The organism is Nostoc sp. DedQUE07 (assembly GCF_034530975.2).
Classification (GTDB): domain Bacteria; phylum Cyanobacteriota; class Cyanobacteriia; order Cyanobacteriales; family Nostocaceae; genus Nostoc.
In genome coordinates, this window is record NZ_JAVRCC020000007.1 from 15979 (window position 1) to 38421 (window position 22443).

A 22443-nucleotide genomic window follows, 5' to 3' on the forward strand; every position below is an offset into this window, starting at 1 on the left:
AAGTCTCTCCCAAGTCTCCCCCCTCTTCTTGCTTGGTCTACCTTGTCTCTTCCCCATGCCCCATGCCCCATGCCCCATGCCCCATGCCTCATGCCCCATGCCCCATGCCCCATGCCCAATCCCCAATCCCCAATGCCCCATGCCCAATTAAAAACTAAATCCTAACTTGCTCGAATGCTTGCTCAAAATCTTCTTTGATGTCGTCGATATGTTCAATTCCCACTGATACTCGCACCAAATCGGGTGTCACACCTGCTGAAAGCTGTTCGTCATTACTTAGCTGTTGATGGGTTGTAGAAGCGGGATGAATAACAAGGGTTTTCGCATCACCAACATTTGCTAAATGACTCGCTAATTTCACATGATTAATAAAAGCTTTACCCGCTTCTAGTCCACCTTTGATACCAAAGTTTAAAACTCCCCCAAAGCCATGCCGAAGATATTTTTTCGCTCGTTCATGATACGGGTGATTGGGAAGTCCGGGATAATTAACCCAAGATACTTGCTCTTGCTGCTCTAACCACCGAGCCAATTCTAGGGCATTGCTCGCATGACGATCTACACGCAAAGAGAGAGTTTCTAATCCTTGCAGTAACAGAAAGGCGTTAAATGGACTCAAGGAAGGGCCAAAATCTCGTAACCCCTCGACTCTAGCGCGAATAATAAAGGCAATGTTACCAAATGTTCCACTAGGGCCAAACACTTCTTGAAAATTTAGCCCACGATAGCCGGGTGCTGGCTCAGTAAATAGAGGAAATTTGCCGTTACCCCAATCAAATTTACCCGAATCGACAATTACACCACCAATGGAAGTACCATGCCCACCAATCCATTTAGTTGCAGATTCTACTACTATGTCTGCACCATGCTCAATTGGTCGAGCTAAATAACCACCAGCACCGAAGGTATTATCCACAATTAAAGGAATGCCGTTTTCGTGGGCAATGTGAGCTAAAGCGGCAAAGTCGGGAATATTGAATTGAGGATTGCCAATGGTTTCAACGTATAAGGCTTTGGTGCGATCGTCGATCGCCTGACGAAAACTTTCTGGGTCATCTCCCTCAACAAACTTGACTTTAATACCTAACCGTGGTAAAGAAACTTTAAACTGGTTATATGTTCCCCCATACAGAAAACTAGTGGAAACAATATTATCCCCAGTCTGAGCGATGGTACTGATTGCCAAGAATTGCGCCGCTTGCCCGCTAGCGGTTGCTAATGCTGCTACACCCCCTTCTAACGCAGCAATCCGCTTTTCAAATACATCCGTCGTCGGGTTCATGATCCGGGTGTAAATGTTACCAAATTCCTGGAGAGCAAATAACCGCGCTCCGTGGTCGGTGTCGTCAAAAACGTAGGAAGTCGTTTGGTAAATCGGTACAGCACGAGCATTAGTTCCAGGAGCCGGCTCTTGTCCAGCATGAACTTGCAGGGTTTCAAAACGATATTGTTCTGACATAAGCAGTTATTTGAGTTTCCAATTATACAAACAAGTAACAATAATTGAGCGTTGTTTTGGATAAATCAACGGTAATTTGGAGGGCTTACCGTATTTTACCTGTTTGCATCTAAGATTCCTCATCTCTAGCACAACAAGTTGGAAAATAGAAAATGGGAATTAACACCTCTTAATTTATCGGTTGGGTGGTGATTGTTGCTCAAGGATTAACGCATCGCATGAGCGAGATTTATACTAACCCAGAAAGTTTTGATCCAGAACGCTTTGCCCCTCCCCGCGAAGAAGATAAAAAAGACTCCTTTGCTTTAATTGGTTTTGGTGGTGGCGAACATATATGCATTGGAATAGAGTTTGCCAAGATGGAAATGAAGATTTTTTTGGCAAGGTTGCTGCAACGATATGATTGGAAAGTGACACCAGAATATGAACCTAACAACTATCATCAACTACCGTTTCAAGTAGAAGGAAAATTACAGGCGCAAGTCAGCAACCTCGAACGGAGAAACTAAGCTCAACATCATCCTGTATCCGTTGCTAATACTAATTCAATTAATGGTTGCAACATATTCTTGGGTAAAGATGTTATGAATCGCGTCTTTACAGATGGCCTATTTGTCGCATTGTTTTTCCAAATTGGTATTATTTTTAAGCATAAATTGCTCCAGATCGTGATATTGCCCTTTGAAGAAGCCATTCTGTTTCTTTACACCCTGACTGTGAAAACCTAACTTTTCTAGCAGCTTTTTAGAAGCGATATTTTCCAGCATGACTTGGGCAACAACGAAACGCAAATCCATTTTTTGAAACCCAAATTGCAAGATAGTACTCACTGCCTCCGTCATAATGCCTTGCCTCCAAAAAGTACTGGCAAGCTCATAACCGACTTCAGCTGAGTGTTCTTGTGGGTTTACCCGGAACCCACAATAACCAATCAAAATGTTGTTTTGCTTATGGACAATTCCCCAGCGAATAGCATCTCCTTGCTCAAACCGCTTGGCTCTACGTTCAATTACAGCGTAGGCGTAGCCCGTCGTAGACATCGCTTCTTTAATAGAAGTGAAAGTATCAAGATCGTGAAACTTAGTCACGCCTGGATCGGAGAATACAGCAAAGATAGCCTCAGCATCCTGCAACGTTGTCTCACGAAGAAGGAGCCTTTCTGTTTCTAATTTAGGAAAGGAAGATAGTGAGAAATTGTTGCTCATAATTGCTCCTTTAGAGCTTACTTAGCGATCGCCACAGTAACAAGACAATTTCATTAGGCTCAAGGTTGAATAGTCTTTGCCGACTGGTTAAATAACAAATCCCGTGACTTATCAGGATCGAGCGGCTGAGTTTGCAATGCTTCTGCTTTCTCGTAGGCACGAATTGTTGCTGGACGGGCTTTAATTGCCTCAAACCACCGTTTGAGATGAGGAAAATCTTCTAGATTCTGACTTTGGCGTTCATAGGGTACAATCCAGGGATAGGCAGCAATATCGGCGATAGAATAATCACCAGCCACAAATTCTCTATCTGCTAGTTGCTTATTCAGCACTCCATATAAGCGTCCCGTCTCATTCACGTAGCGGTTAATCGCATATTCAATCTTTTCAGGAGCATAGGCGCTAAAGTGATGATTTTGTCCCGCCATTGGCCCCAGTCCTCCCATTTGCCAAAACAACCATTCTAAAACTTGAGTGCGATCGCGTAAATTTTGGGGGATTAATTGCCCGGTTTTTTCTGCTAAATACAGCAAGATTGCACCAGACTCAAATACCGAAATTGGCGCACCTCCATCTGCTGGTTCGTGGTCAACGATCGCGGGGATGCGATTGTTAGGAGAAATCTTTAAAAATTCCGGTTTAAATTGATCTCCAGCCCCAATATTCACAGGAATTATGGTATATTGCAAGCCGACTTCTTCCAAGAAAATCGTAATTTTATGACCGTTTGGGGTTGTCCAATAATAAAGATCGATCATGGTTATCTTCCCTAAAATCGTGCAATTGTTTTTTAAGCCAATAGTGCGGACAGCTTTTTCGGATTTCTCACAAAATCTGAAAAGAAGAGGGCAAAAGCTGCAAAAATGCATATACAGTCAGCATTTTAGCACTTTATACCCAAAAGTATTCTCCTAGAGGTAAGATGGAAAATCGCTTTCAGAATGGAGCTATAGCCCCATACTGGACTATTTTGCTGGGCTATTAATGATTTTGCATTACAAAAAAAGACGTAATGCTTAAAAAAAATTAACTAGTTCATCTGTAGAGACGATGACGCTTTTCGAGAAGTTGTTGAAGTTGCATTGTCACCCCAAAACCTAGAATTTCAAATACTTAGAGAGTAACTTATGAGTGAAAAAACAGTAAGCGTGATTAAAGCAAACTTATTGCCAAAAGGAGATTATGTTTCGTCAGGATTTTCCACTATTCAGGCAGATTCATATTTTCCCAATATAACTTTAGGAAATAAATATGATTCTTTTTGGCTTTACTTGCGGCGGGATATTACTCATAACTGGTATGTGGATAAGCGACGGCAAAAGGTAGGTTTTGTAAGCCGAGATGAAGCTCATATTCTATATAATACAGCCTTAAAATTTCGAGGAAAAAAAGCTTTAGAAATAGGTTGCTGGATGGGTTGGTCAGCTTGTCATTTGGCTCTAGGAGGAGTAGAGTTAGATGTAATCGATCCGATGCTATCTGAACAATTATTTAATGAAAGCGTTACAGAGTCACTAAAATCAGCAGGCGTTAAGGAATCTGTAAATCTCATACCAGGATTTAGCCCTCAAAAAGTAGAAGATATTGCAAATAAATTTCAACGTAAATGGTCATTGATATTTATAGATGGTAATCACGAGGCATCAGCTCCACTCGATGATGCAATTATTTGCGAACAATTTGCAGAAGCAGATGCTTTAGTTTTATTTCACGATTTGGCTTCTCCTGATGTAGGCCAAGGCTTGGACTATTTTAAAGAGAAAGGGTGGAACACAATGGTGTATCAAACTATGCAAATTATGGGAGTTGCATGGCGGGGAAATGTTGAGCCTGTAATACATCAGCCAGATCCTAATATTAACTGGCGCTTACCTCCACATTTACAAGGTTATTTTGTAAGTGGTTCAGTTGAATCTGCGACGGAAGATAAATTTGCAGAAATTCTCAGAGCAGTTCGACCATTTACTTTATTGAGTGAAAGAAAGTTATTCTCGCTTTATAGTCAGGCAAAACAAATATATTGTTATCTTTTCTGGCTGCCAAAAATGTTACTACAAGCGATCGCCAGAATCAAACCTATCAAGGGCAATTAGCTTTGTATTATCAGCCATGACTAGCAACTGTCTATGTGTTGCTAGTCATGGCTTTCTGTAGATGAAACATAGAGCTTCGATTCATCATGCCTCAGTCGCTCATCTTGATGGAGCAATTGTATTGCCTGGTAGTCTAAAAGTGCATGAGTCATTTTTGAGTTGACAACCATTTCAAAGAAATCAGAACGCTCAATGGCAATAACTTTGATCGCTGCGTCATTTGCCGCACGTACTGTTGCTGTGCGCTTGCTTCGCTGGAGTAATCCTATTTCACCAAAAGAGTTATTAGGCCCCAATGTTTTTAATAATTTTGATTCTGAACCTGAAGACTCTTGAATGATTTCTATTTCCCCTTCAATCAAGATATAAAATCTATCAGCCACATCACCCTGGCGGATAACAATTTCACCGGGCTGGAAGGTCAACATTTTTAGCCTGGGAATCAACTGAATTAATTGCTTATCCGTTAAGGTTGGTAAAGTAACAGATACCTGACCCTCATAGTCCACATCCAGTTTGCCATCTTCCATACGCACAATGCGATCGCTAGCGCCAAAGATCCGACTGTCATGGGTAACAATCAAAACCGCACTTCCTTGTTCTTTCGCCAGTGTGGTCATTAGTTCGGTGACTTCTTGCCCTGTTTGCCGATCTAAAGCGGATGTAGGCTCGTCGGCCAGAAGTAATCGAGGACGGTGAACGAGGGCGCGGGCGATCGCCACACGTTGTTTTTGCCCGCCAGAGAGATCCCTTGGGTAAGCATTCAAGTGCTGCCCTAGCCCCACCGCTTTCAGAATTTGCGAACTTTGGCTTTTTGCTTTTTGAGGCGTGAAATCATCCTGTAGTTCCAGCGAAACCATCACATTCTGCTGGACAGTCATAAAATCCAGTAAGTTAAAATGCTGAAAAACATAGCCGATTCCTCGCCGTATTTGCATTCGCTGGATTTCGTTGGCTCCCTTCAATTCACGATCTAAGACTTTGAGACTGCCTTCTTGAACAGAACGCATACAGCCAATTAGAGATAGTAGCGTTGTTTTCCCAGAACCAGATGCTCCAGTTAAAATAACAACTTCTTTTGGGTAAATATCCAGATCGATTCCAAATAAGATTTGTCTTTGACTTCTGCCTTCCCGGTAATAATGATTCAGCCTTTTAATGGCTATAACCTGATTCATAAACCTATAAAATTAAGGAATTAAATTTACTTAAAAACATCCACTGGATCTGCATCTTTAACCTTTAGTAAGGAAAGTCCTGCTGATATTATGCAAATCATGCAGACTAATCCTAAAACAAATAATCCTGATTCTACAGTCATTTGGATAAATATTTTTGTAGTTTTAACTAGATAATCATAAGCCAAGCATGATATTATTGCACCTGGAATATATCCGGCAATAACCAAAAATATTGCCTCTTGAAAAACTATAGAAACTAAAGAATTGTGGTTAAGACCCAAAGCCTTTAACGTTGCATAATTGGCAAGATTATGCGTAACCTTTACATAAAGTATTTGGTATAAAATAAAAATACTAATAATGATAGCAATAATCAAAATAAACCGAAAGATAAAACCCATCGGTGAGTTGCTTTCATGAAATACTTTTTCTCTGGCGATTAATTCTGATTTAGAAAATATTTTAATGTTTGCCGGAAGATATTTTCTTAATTGCTCAACAGTTTGCTCTATATTGGTATCTGAATTAGCATCTGGTTTTAATTTAATTAAGCCAGCATCTATTTTTGTCAGGCTCCGCCCAAATAATTGACTAAAAGTTGTTGGATTGATAATAAAACTAGCATCATAAGCATTATTAACCCCTAACTCAAAAAGTCCAACAACTCTAAGTTGTTGCAACGAGCCATTAGCTCCTGCTAAAACTTCTGCCGATGATTTTCCTGTTTCGTTAAATTCAGTAATGATGGGACTAAATTCATTTCTGGCATTACGGTCAAATAAAGCGAATTTTTGCTTGTTTAGTTTTTCAATATTCTCTTTAAGTCCGGGAAGATTTAGTGTTTGTATATTAGAAGGAATACCTATAACATTCACTCTAATACGATAAAGAGATTGATTTCTGTCGTACCATTGGGTTGAAGTAATATAAAGTGGTGCGACAGATTCAACGTTCTTTAACGCTAGTGCTTGATATAAAGGTCTGGAGGAAAACGTTACTGGTTGCAATACAGTTGAAGAGAGAGAGCTAACTAAAACAATATCTGCATTAAAATTCAAAGGTAATTGCAACGCCCCTTCTAAAAAGGCATTTCTCAGCCCAAGCTGCATAAAAATGAGAAATGTAATGCAAAAAATTCCTACAATTCCCGCTATAGTTTGATTGCGTTGATATCTCAATTGCAACCAAGCAATGGGAATTTTTTGAATTTCAATTACAAAACGTCGAATCATTCTTTAAGTCCTATTGATACATCAACTTTGAGATTTGTCATTCCTGCTACAACACGGCTATTTTCCCGATTCAGGAGAATTTTTACTTCTACCACATGAGCATCCACATCTGTTGCGGCATCTGTATCTAAAACATCGCGTTTACCAATTTCTAAACCCACTTGAGATACTTTTCCAAAGAGCGGTTTAGTGAGGCTGGGACTGGTAATCGTTGCTGTTTGGCCTAGATGTATTTTGGGGATATCTGTTTCGTAAACCTCTGCTACTACCACCATTTGCATCGTATTACCTAAACTCACGATGCCTTTCGTCCCTACCATTTCACCGGGAGAAGTTTGCACCTTAATGATTTGTCCAGTTCGGGGCGATCGCACCACACTCAAGGCTAATTCCGCCTGAGCCTGCATCACCTTTGCCTTTGCGTGTTTCACTTCTGCCTGAGACAACTGCACATCTACCGGACGCACTTCTGCCAAACTATTCAAAGAAGCACGAGCTTGATTCACCTGTCGTTGTGCCGCTTCCATCCCCAAGCGTTTGCTATCGTACTGGGAAGCCGAAACCGCTCCCTCGTGGTACAAACTGCGATACCGTGACTCCTCCATCTGAGCATTTTTCAATTCCGCTTCCAAACGAGCGATCGCCGCTTGTTGAGCTTGTAAATCTCCCTGTTTCGCCCCCGCTCTTACCTGCATTAATCGCGCTTGGGCTACTCTCACCTCTTCTAGCGCCATATTCACAGTTGCCAGACGACGAGTATAATTATCCAACACTGCAAGCACTTGCCCTGCCTTCACCCAATCCCCTTGCTGCACGCGTAGCTGTTGAATGCGGGCTGATTCCGTTGAAGAAGGCGGAAACACTTGAATTACTTCTCCTTCAGGTTCCACACGCCCCAAAGCCGTCACCGCTTGCACCACTGGAGTTACAACCACTGGCTGAGGTTTAACTGCTTCACTCGTCCCCATCATCCGATATGCGATCGCTCCACTAAGTGCGATTCCACCATAAAATACTGTAGTTAAAAATACGGTTAATATAGTATTTCTACTATTGTCATTCCGAGTAAATAAATGTGTCATAGTTCTTCCTGCTTGGAGTATAAAACTATTGTTAGATATAGAATATAAGTCAACTTCACCTTGATAAAGTAAGAAATCAAAGCATAAATTATCTGGTAAAGTTTTTATCCTTACAATATATATTGTTCCCATTTTTACTGCCAATCGCTATATACTGACTTTTGCAAGAAACTGAGTCAGATCGTGTCCGCTTGATTGCTTATTAAACGCGAAGAACCCCACCCCGCATTTGCTAACGCAAACGCTCCCCTCCCCGCAAGCGGGGAGGAGTTGGGGGTGGGGTGTAAGGGACTTTTGCAAGAAGTCTAATATCAAGCCCAAGCCTTTATAAGGGTTTCACCTTAAGTTGACACCAATGGTTGGGGGTATCTCCCCTTGAAAAACAAGCTAACCGAATGGTTTTAAGATCCCATTGTGAAGCAATTGCTAATAAATCTATAACTATATATATACTTTTTCATAGCGGTGATTTGGCGATCGCTGCCCAAACTCTATGGTGAACTTGAAGAATTGGTGTCGGATATTTTGTTTCGAGTAATGTCGCCAATTCTTGGTCAAATATTTCTACTTTTTCTGGTGTTAAGCTGGCTCCCACGCCAGCACTAGCACGAATTCGCCCCCGCCAAGCTTCGTGTGTATAAGATACAAATACATCGTAAGAAAATGTGCGGATTTCTCGGAATCCTCCTTCGCCAATATCCTGTAACCACAGGGGATACAAACCATTACCGCCGCCCAAATTCCACGCGGGATTATGAGCCTGGATCAGTTGTTCCGTTGCGTGAACTACATTACCTTTTAAGGGTATCCAATCAAAATGTGCGATCGCCAGTAAGCCATTTACTCTCAATATGCGAGTAATTTCCTTGACAGCACGCGGACGATCAAACCAATGCCAACACTGTCCAGCTGTCACTACATCTGCACTGGCGTTTGGTAACTCGGTATTCTCGGCACTTGCAACTCGATAATCTACTTTAAGTTGCAAAGCTTCGCTTAACAGTCTGGCTTGTTCTAAAAGTGAGGCTGATGGATCTAGGCCAATTACATAAGCGCCTCTATCAGCAAACCCCCGCGCTAGTGTCCCTGTTCCCGTACCAAGGTCAACAATATTCTGCCCTGGTAAACCTATACCATATTCAGACAATTTGTTGAATAATGAACTAGGAAACCCAGCGCGGTGTTTTGCATAATCAGTAGCAGTTGCACCAAAATCAATTTTCATACCTACAAAACTATTTTTGTAACAATTGTCTAGGCTAGAAGTTCTCTACCCACGGATGTAGTTCTATTTTCCATGTCCTTGCAAAAGTCGGGGTAAAGGCAAAGGGGAAAAGGGTAAAGAAACTCAAAATCCTTTCCCTTTAACCTTTACCCTTTTCCCTTTTCCCTGTCTTGCAAAAATATATTTTTACAAGAGGTCTATTGTAGATCCAATACGCTTGGGTTAAGCTTTTATTTCTCTCCCTGCCCCCTACCCCCCTTACTGGCTCTGTTTAACCAAATCGGTAATCGTCTCAACCAGCTTTACTGGCTCGATAGGCTTCGGAACATGCCGTTGAAAACCTGCCTCTATAGCCTTTTGATAGTTAATTTCTCCAGCAAATGCTGTTAAGGCGATCGCTGGAATCTTCCCGCCCTGTTGGTACGGCAAGGCTCTCAGCTGGCGTACCAGCATATAGCCATCCATTTCTGGCATCCCAATATCGCTAAGTAGCACGTCTGCTCTGTACTTGGTTAAAGTAGCGAGAGCTTCAACGGCTGAGGTGACAGTTGTTACATTTGCTCCATACATCTCTAGCATGAAAGCAATAAACTCCCGTGTATCTGTGTTATCATCTACCACCAAAACTTTGATGCCATGCAAATTTAAGGATGGCTCAGACGGTTTACTGTCCGCGTTCTTCTGGGATGGAGTTGCCATGAGCGGAAGTCTTACAGTAAAGGTTGTCCCCTGACCTTCACCTGCACTTTCTACCCGAACAGTTCCGCCATGCAACTCAACTAAGTGACGGACGATCGCCAACCCTAATCCCAGTCCACCAAACTTTCTGGTTGTAGCACCATCTGCTTGGCGGAAGTATTCAAACACATAAGGGAGGAAGTCAGGGTGAATCCCTTGACCTGTGTCGATAACAGTGACTTGGGCAAAAGAGCTAACTTGCTTGAGTTGGATATCGACTCGTCCCTCGACATCAGTGAACTTAATCGCGTTCGACAGGAGATTCCAAATCACTTGCTGTAACCTATTTGGATCGCCCAAAACTTGCCCTACATTTGGTTCAAGCCTCACCTGAATTTGAATAGACTTGCTTTCAGCAGCCAACTGTACAGTTTCCATTGCAGCTTGAACGATCGATACTAGATCCACTGGGCAAACATTCAGGCTAAGTTTGCCTTGCAGAATTCGGGAGACATCCAGCAAGTCTTCAATCAGTTCGGACTGCAACTTGGCATTGCGTTCGATCGCACTCAGGGCATGAGCGGTCTTGGCTTCGTCAAGCTTACAGGTTTGGAGCAACTTAGACCAACCCAGAATTGGATTAAGGGGCGATCGCAACTCATGGGATAATACTGCCAGAAACTCATCTTTAATTCGGTTAGCTTGTTGCAATTGTTGAGCTTGTTGCTGAATTGAAGCCAGCAGATTTGCCCGCTCAATAGCGATCGCCATCTGCTCGCAAGTGGATTGCAGCAGATCGATTTCTTCGGGAGTAAAGCAGGTGCGGGTGCAGCTGCCAAAGGAGAGCGTCCCCAGTAACCGTCCCTGGACAATCAACGGTTGTCCAGCAAAAGCCGTAATGCCGATTGAGTTGACAAGCTGCGCGTTGGGATGCGTGAAGATTTGCGAGCGATCGAGGACAATTTGCTGCCGCTCTTGTGCCACCAGTCCGCAAAGATTTTGACCAAATTCAATCCATTCCAGCGATTGAGCTGTTGCCTCAGAGATCCCTTCATAGTTGTTCAGATGCAGCATTAGCTGGTTGTCTTTTTCCTCGACCATGTAGTTGTAGTAAGAATGTAACTCTAGCTGGGCTGAGAGCTTGTTAAATAAGTTATTCATCAACAACATGGGATGTTCTGTGGCCAGTAAATCACTGGTCGTTTCATACAGCAGATGTAGCCGTTCCTCTGCGCGTTTGCGTTCGGTGATGTCGAGTGCGGTTCCGAGGAACCCAACTGCTTGCTTGGACACTCCCTCTCCCTCTAATTGCACCTGCCCATTAGCGAATAGCCACCGCTCAGTTCCATCCTTCCACACGATCCGATAGTCAATTTCATAAGTACCTGACGACATCGGGTCGAGCGCATTGCTGATGGTGTTGACTACACGCTCACGATCGTCTGGGTGGATGCGCTCTATTACCATCGGCAAAGGGATAAGCGCGGTGTCATCCGGTTCGCCCCAAATCTCGCGCATCCGCTTGTCAAACTCGACGAGGTTCGTACTGGGGTCATAATGCCAAGTCCCAAGCCGACTGATGTTAATGGCAAGCTGTGCGCGTTCCTCACTCTGGTGTAGAGCTTTTTGTGCCTGTTTGCGTTCGCTAATATCCTCTATTAAGCCGTCAATAACGGTTGTACCATCTACTTGGGTAAAAGTTGTACTAATTCGCACCCAAATTAAACTACCATTCGCTCGTCGCAATTGCATTTCGCGATCGCGGATTTCGCTATTTTGCTTTAATTGGTTGAGAACTTGGGCATAGTCCAATGGTTGGAAATAAGGCTCAAGGGTTTGACTTGCTGGAATTTCAGTTAGAGAATTTAAACCTAACAGCCGCAGAAATGCCGGATTACCTTCGAGTAAAATACCATTTGCCGTTAAGCGATAAATTCCTACATTTAAATTATTCAGCAAAGTTTGAAAGCGTGATTCTAGCCTGACTGCTTTACGTTGAGCTTCAGTCCGCTCTATTGCTCGGCGGACTGCTGCGGGTAATCGAACATAGTGCTTAGGAGACTTAATGATGTAATCTTCCAATCCCGATTTCATCGCCTCAACGGCAACTTCCTGAGTACCACTACTAGTAAACATTATTACTGGGCAATCAGGATAACGGTTTTTAATTGCCCGGATCGCGGTTAAGCCATCACTCCAGCGTAATTGATAGTCCGTTATTACTAAATCAAACTGTCCTTTCTCCAGTGCTTCTTCCAAGTCTTTTGCTTGAACAATTTCGTGAAACTGGAGGTCAAAAAACTCTTGCTCTAGTACATGAATCGCCAGTAGGCGGTCATTCAAATTATCATCAATTAGAAGAATACGTAACATTTAATTTCATTATATTTACGTAAGGATAGCAGTGAGAAGAAAGTCCAAAAAATGTTCAAACAGTTCAAAATTGCGGTCTTTCGTTAAACATAATCCAGTGGAGATTGAGGGTTATAACAATTTCTACTAATTCGTTAAAAATAACTGGTTTAACTATGTAAGCATTTACACCTATGTCATAGATATGATTGATGTCGGCATACTCCCTCGATGAGGTGAGAACTACGACCGGTAAGCGCTTGAGTTCTGGTTGCTGCCGTAACCACATCAAAACCTCAGCCCCGGATCTGCGGGGGAGTTTCAGATCGAGCAAGATTAGTACAGGCAAGGGATAACGAGTGCGATCGCCATAAGGTTCCTGCCCAGACAGATATAACACTGCTGCATCGCCATCATTTACCACCTGAACTGGATTGACAATGTTAGCCTTGCGGAGCGCGCGTTGCAGCAGAAGCACATCTTTGTGATTATCCTCTACAAGTAAAATAGTGTCTTGCTCTTTACTCATGAAATTTTTGTCATTAAAGGCAAAGGCAGGGGGCAGGTGGTCACTGAGCGTAGCCGAAGTGAGGCAGGGGGCAGGGGGAAAGACAGTTTTTCAAAACTTACTGTGTGCCCCAGAGCGTAGGACAAGGGTTTTGCACTAAATATTTAAGACCGTAGAAAGAATTTTATGTTTGCCCGTAATCAAGAGGATTGAAAAATTTTAGGGATTTACATCTATAACTATAGGTAAATCTATCCAAAATCGGCTTCCTTGTCCAGGTTGGGATTCTACACCAACTTGTCCACCCATACGTTCGACTCCTTTGCGGACAATTGCTAAACCGATACCACTACCAGGATAAACTTCATAGCTATGTAGGCGCTCAAAAACATTAAAGATGCGTTTGTGGTGTGTTTCCTCAATACCAATGCCATTGTCTTGTACCCATAAGCGAACCAATTGATTACGTTTTTCAGTCCATATCCGTAACTGAGGTTGAACTTCCGGTGCAACAAATTTAATCGCATTGGTTAGCAAATTGGTAACTACTTGAATCAAAATAGTAGGGTTTCCCGTAACTTCAGCTAAAGGCTCTTCAACCTGCACTCTCGCCTGTCGCTGTGTTATCTCTAATTCTAGCTGTCTCAGTATTTGTATCATTAATAAAGATAAGTTAATAGGTTGTAATGGCATTTCAGTCCGGCTGAGGCGACTGTATTCAAGCAAATCTTGAACAAGCTTGTCTGCTTGCTGTGTACTTGCAATAATGCGCTGCAAATAGTCTTGTTGGTTCTCTAGGTTAGATTCCCTATCCTGGTTCTCTAGGAGGATTGAACCAAACATTTGGATAGCGCGTAATGGTTCTCGCAGATCGTGGGAAATTGAATAACTAAATGCTTCTAAATCTTGATTAGCTACTGCTAATTCCTGATTTCTCTGCGCTAAATCTCGATTTGCTACTTCTAATTCAGCAGTGCGCTCCCTGACTCGCTCTTCTAAGGTTTGGTTGAGTTGCTGAATTTCAATTTCAGCTTGTTTACGAGATGTAATATCTTCAATTAAGCCATCTAGTACCTGTTGTCCCTCAACTGTATTTAGAGCTATGCTTAATCCTACCCAAATAAATCTTCCATCTGCTCGTTGTAATTGAATCTCTTGCTCTTGCTGTTGAGGTGGCGGCAGCTTTTGTAGTATTGAGTAGTATTCATGGATGTTCAATAAATTCATCGCTGAGGCTTGTGATAATGAATCCAGCCCTAACAATTCCAGAAACGCTAGGTTACACTCAATAAAATTTCTATCTGGATAAATACGAAATATACCTAGTTTTAATTGGTTAAGCAAACCTTGAAGACGGATTTCAAGTAAGGTAGCTCGTCGTTTGATTTCTGTTCGTTCTAGTGCAAGTCGCACAGCAGCTGGTATCCGAATGTAGCGATTGGGTAACTTGAGGACATAATCATCTAGCCCAGACTTCATTGCCTCTACCGCAATTTCTTCACTACCTGTATTAGTAAACATAATCACTGGACAGTTTGGATACTGTTGCTTAATTGTATATAAAACTTCTAGTCCAGTACTCCAGCCCAGTTGATAGTCGGTAATAACTAAATCGAATTCACCTGCTGCTAATGCACTAGCAAAGCTAGAGGCTTCGCGAATTTCTTGAGGTTGAAATTGCGGAAATTCTCGCCTCAGTTCTCGGATCGTTAAGGCGCGATCGCCTGGATTATCATCAATTATCAGAATGCGAAGTACTTGCGTCATTGGCATCGTTGCTGTGAAGAACGGCTTTTGGCAGTGCAATCCAAAAACGACTACCAGTACCTAATTGCGATTCTACTCCGGCTCGACCGTTCATTCGCTCTAATCCTTTGCGGACGATCGCTAAACCAATACCAGTACCTGGATAGATTTCAACGCCATGCAGTCGTTCAAACACCCGAAAAATGCGCTCTTGATGTTCTGGCGCAATGCCAATACCGTTGTCCACAATCGATAATTTTATCGAATTTTGCTGTTCCTGTGCATAGATATGTACTTTTGGGTGTATTCCAGGCTGCACAAATTTCATCGCATTGCTGAGTAAATTGGTTACTACCTGAACAAGCGTAAAGCGATGAGCCATCACTAGCGGCAAAGGTTTTGCCACCGTAACTTGTGCAAGCTGTTCTTGAAGTTGTTTGCTGAGTTGTTTTAAAGCTTCTTCGACAACATTAGTTAAATCAACTTTTTGTATTTGAATTTGGGAACGGCTGAGGCGGCTGTATGCCAGCAGATCGGAAATTAGGGTGTCCATTTGGACTGCACCCTCTGTAATATATTGAATGTATTCTTGCCCAACCGAGTCTAGTTTGTCTGTGTAATCTTCTTGCAATGCCTGAGCAAAGCCTTGCATAGTACGTAACGGTGCGCGTAAATCGTGCGATATCGTGTAAGTAAAGGCTTCTAGCTCTTGATTGGTTTCTTGCAACTGTGCAGTGCGCTCGGCAACACGCTGTTCTAGTTCCAAAGCGTAATTTTGAAGTTGTTCCCGTAGCAAAGATTGTTGGATAGCGATCGCTAACTGAGCCGCCACCTCTACCACAACATCTTGTGCTTGAGCATCAAAAACAGCTGTCTGAGTCGCCGCTAAGTTGAGTTCTCCTAGCAGCGTTTCTTCAACTAACATCGGAATCCGCAGACAACAACGCATTCCTGCCAAATGCAACCGTGCTAAAACAGGTGGGTAAAGCTCAACATTTGTCAAGTCTCTAACATAACTAAGGTTTTGCCGTAAGCTTTGCTCAGGCGCAAAGTCTGATACTGACATCTTTGTGCCTTCAAGCGGTTGTAATTCTTTAGTGCTGCTGCCTGCCACAATCTCAGCTGTACCTGCCTCAAAATTAAATAGGGCAACAAATGCTTGCTCATAAGGAACTAACTGATGCATTTGTTTGAGTGCAGTTCGGACTAGAGATTTGATACACTCAGCTGCTAAAATTGCCCGGTCAATATTATGTAAAGCGGCAAGTCTTTGGGCAGAAAGCCGAACATTTTCAGTTTGTACTTGGGCAGTTTTGAGAGCATTCTCATAATTATTAGACACATGGGAAATTTGCCGCCGAATAAAAAAGGCAAGGATGCCACCAGCAGCAAGTGACAGGATTATGCTAGTAAAAATGACTCGCTCAGTAGTCTGTTGGACTGCTTGGTTGCGCTGATACCGTAGCTGCTCTTCAGTAGCAATAAGATCGGTAATTTGATTTCGCATCACGTCCATGTGCTGTTTGCGAACCTCAATTGCTGATAGGGGTTCAGCTTCACCTCTTTGTTTGCGGGCGATCGCTTGAGAAATAGAGTTCTTCCAGCCTGTTTCCTCTGCCTTGATTTGCCTTAAGCGTTGATTTTGTTGGGGATTATCTGAAACTAAATCACCCAACTCATCAAAAGTATTATTAATGGTAGAGTTAGCTTGCTGATAAGGTTCAAGAAATTCTGGCTTACTTGTAATCTGGTATCCACGTACTCCTGTCTCTAGATCCAGTAACAGTTTTTGTAAGCCATTTGCTCTGGCAATGACTTGATTAGTGTGATCGACCCATTGCATAGCCTTGAGCAGGCGGTTAATTTGCCAGATTGAAACTCCTGACAATGACAATAACAGGATAATTGGCAGAGCGATCGCGCCGATCAACCTACGCCTGAATGCAACTTGAGTAATTTGTAGCATTTACTTATGCTATAGCAGCACTTGTACAGTAAACGACACTATCTTGAAAATAACTTTGTTTACGTAGCTGCTTTGAACACGAGCTTCAGAACTGTCTAGGGGACAATGACAACAGAAGTTGGCATTGTTTTTTCCTCACATTTCTAGCTTCCGGCCAACCATATACCACAAACCCACGGCATAGCGGATGTAATTGAGTTCTGTAAAACCTGCTTTCGCAAACTCGTACTCGAAGTTGAAATGGATAAAGTCATCCAACCACGGTTCTTGAAAAGAAGCACTCAGCGCGTATTCACCCCGATAAGTGTCAGCATATAGTACCCAACCTCCGGGTTTGGTAATCCGGTACATCTCCTTCAGAATCTTAGGCGTCCACTCTTTAGGTGTCTCGTGAAAGAGTAATGATGATGTGACAAGATCGAAGGAGTTGTCAGGGTAGCCAGTGTTACGAGCGTCCACCTGCTCGAAGGATGCCCGCTCACTTAATCCAGCCTTGTTAAATTTGTGCTGACTAATCACCAACATATAAGGTGAAACATCAGTAATGCGAAAGGTGGCCTGTGGAAACCGCTGTGCCAGTGCCAGCGCTCCACCACCCGTACCTGCACCAAGCTCTAGCACCGTCTCAATTTGAGCGTCTTCAGGAATTAGTTCAGCCATTGTCTCGCGCAACTGCTGGCAACTAACATTGTGGCTGAGGGGAATAATGGCATCCATCGCAGCATCCCAGGCTAAACACGACTGAGGGTTAGTGTAAGAATCTGTTGACCCATGAATGGGAGCGTGGATATAGTCAGGGTAATATTCATGCTCAGTATGGTAGCTTTTGAGTTCCTCTTCCCAATGAATTGAGGCATATTCCTGCATTACTGAGGGCATCGCTGCGGTGATGCGTTGAATTACCTCGGTTCGATACGCTTGTTTTTTTTCTGCGTTCCATCTCGGCATAATCATCTCCTACTTACACTCGTTACTGGTGTTCCTAGATTCCAATCTGGGAACGAAAAATAAACTGCAAATATAATAGAGCAATACTCCAGACAGTTTTTAATTGAGCCAATTCACAAGAAAGCTATCGATCCATTAGGGTGCTGGTTAAAACAAACAAGCATCGGAACGATAGCTATATGTAAATTGTACAGAGTCTGCTAGAAAAAATGGGCGGTTTGGGCAACCACAGATGAAGGAGTTAACAAAAGAATATTGTCATCTCTAGTAATGTACCAACGTGCCAAGACAGTTTACTCTATACAAGCCATCAGGAATTGAATGACTAAGTTTGTAAGCCACTTTAACTAACGAGTGAACGGTGCTACTAGTGTAAAAGTGGCATCGTTTAAAAACAAGCTAGCACTGGTATACGGGTCAATATATAGCTTGAAGTTTCTGTGACGTATATAGTAAGTAGGAAAATTATATGACTGAAAAGAAACATTTGTTGAACTTGCTAAACCTGGTTTTATACAAAACGTTGCATCAGCTTTTAACTGTGCAGTATTGTCATTGCGATCTAATCTAATTTGAAAATTTTGATGTCTTAAGTAATATCCTGGCAAATTTGAGGATTCAAATGAAACACAGTTAGAAGACGCTAGCCCTGACCTTACTCTAAAACTTGCGTCTCCTCTGTCTAGAGAACTTGAAATGAGGCTAACTTCGCCAAGGAAATTGCGATGACGAATATAGTAGCTACGAAGATTAAATGCTCGTATTGAGACAGATGGTTCAACAGGAGTTGACTCTGCGATCGCAGGATTAATTGATGTAGAAATAGATATAGGAAGCGCTGATAAGGTTAGCGCTAGTGCAAAGAGGTTATTTTTCATGGCTACAATCTTTTTAGATGACCATTTAGCAAAACAATGCTCTTACTTAAAAATTGTAGTATTAATTCTAAAAATGCTAGAAATTAGTTAGAAATATTCACATAATTCGTCTTAAGCTTAAAGCTTCGTGCGATGAAAATACTCTTATTAATTGCTGCATTAATACTGAGTTAATTAAACTCTAAAAAAACAAATTTTACGTAAAATTATGTTTATATGAAAGTTAAAGATTGAACCAAGTATCAGGGCTGAATGTTACTAAAATAGGCATTTCAGCTTTTGTTAATGCCATTGGCATCAATGCGCTAGGGGCGCAAGGCCTTGCGCCCCTACGACAGGTGTGGTTCAAATACATGAAAACTACTGTAAATTAACTCTCATGCCCATTAGTCTGCCTAAGTAATGGGGATTGTGACATTCCCTAATATCTTGGAGCGGCAGATGTAAATAAAGCTAATACCAATTTGGGAAAAGAACACAACAGATACCTGAGTAGGGATGCGCAGCTACCTGTATGCCCCTACAAGTAATCCATCTGTCGCAAAGATTAATTAAATTGGTATAACTGTTTAAATTTAAGTAAATACTGAAAAAAATCTGAAAAATTCCGCTAAAGTCTTATTTAAAACAAACTTTATTCTTTCTACAAATGAATATAGAAGAAGCACTAGTAATTTTAGATACATTCCTTGAACATGGCTTAAGTGATGTTCAAGAAATAGTATTTCGTAAAGCTTGGGAAGGGCAAACTTATCCAGATATCGCCGAAAGCTGTGGTTATGATGCCAATTATATAAAAGATGTTGGTTCTAAGTTATGGAAGCTACTTTCACAAGCTTTCGGGGAAGAGGTGACAAAAAGTAATTTTCGCTCAGTATTGAGACGACGAAGCCTTGGGCGGGCTTTGCCTACGCAAAATAGCGTTTTGTCAGAAAAACTACAACCTGTGCCAGCAGTCTTGAGACAGTCTCAGCCAACAAGTAGAGCCAAAGATGGAATATCAGGGTCTTCTTTAACGATCGAAAAACAAGACGAGAGAAAAACCCCAGTCCCTAATCCCGACTTCTTAGAAAATCCTGGTGGCTCAGTGCCGCTCAATTCCTTTTTTTACATAGAGCGTCCGCCAATTGAAGAACGCACATATACCGAAATCAACAAACCTGGAAGTCTAATCAGAATCAAAGCCCCCAGCAAAATGGGAAAAACATCCCTAATGCACAGAATTCTTACTCATGCAAAACAGACTGGGGTACACACCGTACAGATCGGTTTACAAAGAGCAGATAGTCAAGTTTTCACTAGCTTAGACAAATTCTTACGCTGGTTTTGTGCGAATATCAGCCGACAGTTGAACCTAGAGATCAGACTGGATGATTATTGGGATGAGGATATTGGCAGCAAAGTTAGCTGCACATTGTATTTACAAGAGTATGTGCTAGAAAAAATCGACGCTCCGGTAGTCTTAGCTTTGGATGAAGTGAATCAAATTTTCGAGTATCCAGAAATCTCTAGGGATTTTCTCCCACTACTGCGTTCTTGGTATGAAGATGCTTCCGAATTAGAAATTTGGCAAAAACTCCGATTAGTAGTAGTTCATGCCACTGAAGCTTATATGCCATTAGATATTAATCAATCCCCCTTCAATGTGGGATTACCGATTAAGTTACCAGAATTTAGTTTAGAGCAGATGCAGGATTTGGCAGTGCGTCATGGACTCGATTGGGCCAAAGGTGAGAAAGGTTTGGAAAAGCTGGCTCCTCTACGAGCAATGATTGGTGGTCATCCTTATTTAGCTCGTCTGGCTCTTTATAACCTGGGAAATCAAACAGTAAGCCTGGAGGAGTTATTACAAGAGGCTCCGACAATTGCCGGCATCTACAGCAACTATTTACGGCATCATCTAGCAAATCTTCAAGAACATCCCGAACTGGCGATCGCACTTAAACGGGTAGTTACCTCTCCAACAAGTGTACAACTAGAAGCGATCGCTGCCTATAAATTAGAAAGTATGGGTCTGGTAAAACTTGAAGGAAATCAGGCAATGCCTAGCTGTGATTTGTACCAGCTATATTTCCAAGAGCAATTAACCTAAACGCTATGAATAAGTACGAATATCAAATTGGCGGTAGTCTCAAAGTCGATGCTCCTAGCTATGTAGAACGGCAGGCTGACTTTGAACTTTATAATGCTTTAATTCAAGGTGAATTTTGTTATGTCTTTAGTTCCCGACAAATGGGTAAATCTAGTTTGCGGTTACAAACAAGACATAAATTAGAACAAGCAGGCTACAGTTGTGCTTCTATCGATATGACTCGCATCGGCAACGGCAATATTACTCCTGCTCAATGGTATAAGGGCATAGTAGTTGACTTATTAAGGAGCTTTAATCTCTTTAGCAAAGTTAATATAAAAGCCTGGTGGTCAGAGCGTGAAGATTTACCTGCATTACAGCGATTGAGCCAATTTGTAGAAGACATTTTGTTAGTTGAACTAAAAACTGAAAAAATATTTATTTTTATTGATGAAATTGATAGTGTTTTAGGCTTGAATTTCCCGGTAGTAGATTTTTTTACTTTAATTCGCTCATGCTACAATCAACGAGCCGAAAATTCCGAATATAACCGTCTAACTTGGGCATTATTCGGAGTCGCAACGCCTTCAGATTTGATTGCCGATCGCAACTGTACCCCATTTAATATTGGTAAATCTATTGAACTGCACGGCTTTAATTTATCGGAAGTTCAGCCATTAGCGGCAGGTTTAGAAAATAAAGTGGCTAATCCGATGGCAGTTCTCAAAGAAATTTTAGCTTGGACAAATGGTCAGCCATTCCTGACTCAAAAACTATGTCAGATAGTAGTGCAAGAAAGAAACTCTGGAAGCAAAAATGTTGAAGAACACAGAAGCATAGAAGTTGATGAGCGTTATAAATTGGATAACCATTTACCGATTATTAATCAACATCTGATAAATTTTTATTACCAATTTCCCTTGTTAATTTTAGAAAAACTAGTGCAAACCCATATTATTGAGAAATGGGAAGCAAAAGACGATCCAGAGCATTTGAAAACAATCCGCGATCGCCTGCTGATAAATGAGCAGCGTGCTGGAGGTTTACTAGGATTGTACCAGCAAATTTTACAAGGTATTCAGATAGCTAGTGATGATGGAGAAGAACAAATAGAACTGCTGTTATCGGGGTTAGTAACCAAGCACCAAGGGCAATTAATAGTAAAGAACCGGATTTATGAAGAGGTTTTTAATCAAGCTTGGGTAGAAAAACAATTAGCAAAATTACGACCCTACTCCCAAGCATTCAATGCTTGGGTAGCCTCAGATCGCTGTGATAATTCCCGACTATTACGCGGGACAGCTTTACATGAAGCTTTAGCTTGGTCGCAAGGCAAAAGCTTAAGTGATTTAGATTATCAGTTTTTAGCAGCTAGCCAAGAATGCGATCGCCGAGAAGTTGAGACATGGTTAGAAGCAGAACGAACTAAAGAAGTTAAAGCTCGACTAGTTCAAGAGCAAAAAGCAGCTAGATTTCAAAGATTATTTTTTATAGGCGCGTTCGGTTGGGCATTAATAGTTGTTTTAGGATTGGCGATGGTGACTTTCGAGTATAAAAAGCACTGTTCAGTAACCTCAAAGCAATTACTACATTACCCATGAGTGCTGGAGTTTAGACTAGTTATAGCTGCGAAACTGCTGAACAAATCAGATATAAAAATTTGTTAATAATCACTAGTTGGTACATATAATTAGTGATTATTAATCAAGCCAGTTTTAACTATATTATCCCGCTAAGTTTGATAGGATAATTAAAAATCATCCTCAAATTTAATTGATAGTAATCATTTCAAACAAAACTGTAATGAATTATTTTATTT

The 22443-nt window shown here is 41.8% G+C and carries 17 protein-coding genes; 4 read left to right on the forward strand and 13 right to left on the reverse strand.

What is annotated here, in order from left to right; genetic code table 11:
- Nucleotides 1–154: 154 nt before the first annotated feature.
- On the reverse strand, nt 155–1459 hold the full coding sequence (locus RMZ95_RS07750; protein ID WP_322686152.1) for an O-acetylhomoserine aminocarboxypropyltransferase/cysteine synthase: 1305 nt from the start codon (nt 1457–1459) through the stop codon (nt 155–157).
- Between the two features lie 188 nt (nt 1460–1647).
- Here RMZ95_RS07750 and RMZ95_RS07755 point away from each other — a divergent pair, with 188 nt between their 5' ends.
- Complete coding sequence (locus RMZ95_RS07755) at nt 1648–1968, forward strand: cytochrome P450 (protein ID WP_322686153.1); 321 nt, start codon at nt 1648–1650, stop codon at nt 1966–1968.
- Nucleotides 1969–2067: 99 nt separating this feature from the next.
- On the opposite strand, the gene RMZ95_RS07760 is transcribed toward RMZ95_RS07755, so the two are convergent.
- Nucleotides 2068–2664, reverse strand: coding sequence for a GNAT family N-acetyltransferase (locus RMZ95_RS07760; RefSeq protein WP_322686154.1), 597 nt, complete (start codon nt 2662–2664; stop codon nt 2068–2070).
- Nucleotides 2665–2723: 59 nt separating this feature from the next.
- Complete coding sequence (locus tag RMZ95_RS07765; protein ID WP_322686155.1) at nt 2724–3422, reverse strand: glutathione binding-like protein; 699 nt, start codon at nt 3420–3422, stop codon at nt 2724–2726.
- Nucleotides 3423–3791: 369 nt separating this feature from the next.
- On the opposite strand from RMZ95_RS07765, the gene RMZ95_RS07770 reads away from it, so the two are divergent.
- Nucleotides 3792–4757 carry a class I SAM-dependent methyltransferase gene (locus tag RMZ95_RS07770; RefSeq protein ID WP_322686156.1) on the forward strand — a complete coding sequence of 322 codons (966 nt, stop codon included), beginning with the start codon at nt 3792–3794 and terminating at the stop codon, nt 4755–4757.
- Nucleotides 4758–4798: 41 nt separating this feature from the next.
- Here the strand turns inward: RMZ95_RS07770 and RMZ95_RS07775 are convergent, their stop codons facing one another.
- The 10 genes from RMZ95_RS07775 to RMZ95_RS07820 form a co-directional block, all read right to left on the reverse strand.
- Entirely contained in the window at nt 4799–5935 is a 1137-nt protein-coding gene (locus tag RMZ95_RS07775; RefSeq protein WP_322686157.1) for an ATP-binding cassette domain-containing protein, read from the reverse strand.
- 26 nt (nt 5936–5961) lie between these two features.
- Nucleotides 5962–7170, reverse strand: a complete 1209-nt coding sequence (locus RMZ95_RS07780) for an FtsX-like permease family protein (RefSeq protein ID WP_322686158.1) — start codon at nt 7168–7170, stop codon at nt 5962–5964.
- Complete coding sequence (locus tag RMZ95_RS07785) at nt 7167–8252, reverse strand: ABC exporter membrane fusion protein (protein ID WP_322686159.1); 1086 nt, start codon at nt 8250–8252, stop codon at nt 7167–7169. The genes RMZ95_RS07780 and RMZ95_RS07785 overlap by 4 nt, the downstream gene beginning before the upstream one ends.
- A gap of 457 nt (nt 8253–8709) precedes the next feature.
- Nucleotides 8710–9477: a class I SAM-dependent methyltransferase gene (locus RMZ95_RS07790; RefSeq protein ID WP_322671667.1), complete on the reverse strand. Its 768-nt coding sequence runs from the start codon at nt 9475–9477 to the stop codon at nt 8710–8712.
- 258 nt (nt 9478–9735) lie between these two features.
- On the reverse strand, nt 9736–12528 hold the full coding sequence (locus RMZ95_RS07795; RefSeq protein WP_322686160.1) for a response regulator: 2793 nt from the start codon (nt 12526–12528) through the stop codon (nt 9736–9738).
- Between the two features lie 64 nt (nt 12529–12592).
- Nucleotides 12593–13036, reverse strand: a complete 444-nt coding sequence (locus RMZ95_RS07800; RefSeq protein WP_322686161.1) for a response regulator — start codon at nt 13034–13036, stop codon at nt 12593–12595.
- A 198-nt stretch (nt 13037–13234) separates the two neighbouring features.
- Entirely contained in the window at nt 13235–14782 is a 1548-nt protein-coding gene (locus tag RMZ95_RS07805) for a sensor histidine kinase (protein WP_322686162.1), read from the reverse strand.
- Nucleotides 14751–16727: a CHASE3 domain-containing protein gene (locus tag RMZ95_RS07810; RefSeq protein ID WP_322686163.1), complete on the reverse strand. Its 1977-nt coding sequence runs from the start codon at nt 16725–16727 to the stop codon at nt 14751–14753. The genes RMZ95_RS07805 and RMZ95_RS07810 overlap by 32 nt, the downstream gene beginning before the upstream one ends.
- A gap of 135 nt (nt 16728–16862) precedes the next feature.
- Nucleotides 16863–17675, reverse strand: a complete 813-nt coding sequence (locus RMZ95_RS07815; RefSeq protein ID WP_322686164.1) for a class I SAM-dependent methyltransferase — start codon at nt 17673–17675, stop codon at nt 16863–16865.
- 347 nt (nt 17676–18022) lie between these two features.
- The gene (locus RMZ95_RS07820) at nt 18023–18553 is read right to left on the reverse strand and encodes an AbfB domain-containing protein (protein WP_322686165.1); all 531 of its coding nucleotides are present in this window, start codon (nt 18551–18553) and stop codon (nt 18023–18025) included.
- 649 nt (nt 18554–19202) lie between these two features.
- On the opposite strand from RMZ95_RS07820, the gene RMZ95_RS07825 reads away from it, so the two are divergent.
- Nucleotides 19203–20645: an AAA-like domain-containing protein gene (locus RMZ95_RS07825; protein WP_322686166.1), complete on the forward strand. Its 1443-nt coding sequence runs from the start codon at nt 19203–19205 to the stop codon at nt 20643–20645.
- 5 nt (nt 20646–20650) lie between these two features.
- Nucleotides 20651–22225 carry an AAA-like domain-containing protein gene (locus RMZ95_RS07830; protein WP_322686167.1) on the forward strand — a complete coding sequence of 525 codons (1575 nt, stop codon included), beginning with the start codon at nt 20651–20653 and terminating at the stop codon, nt 22223–22225.
- The last annotated feature ends 218 nt before the right edge of the window (nt 22226–22443 follow it).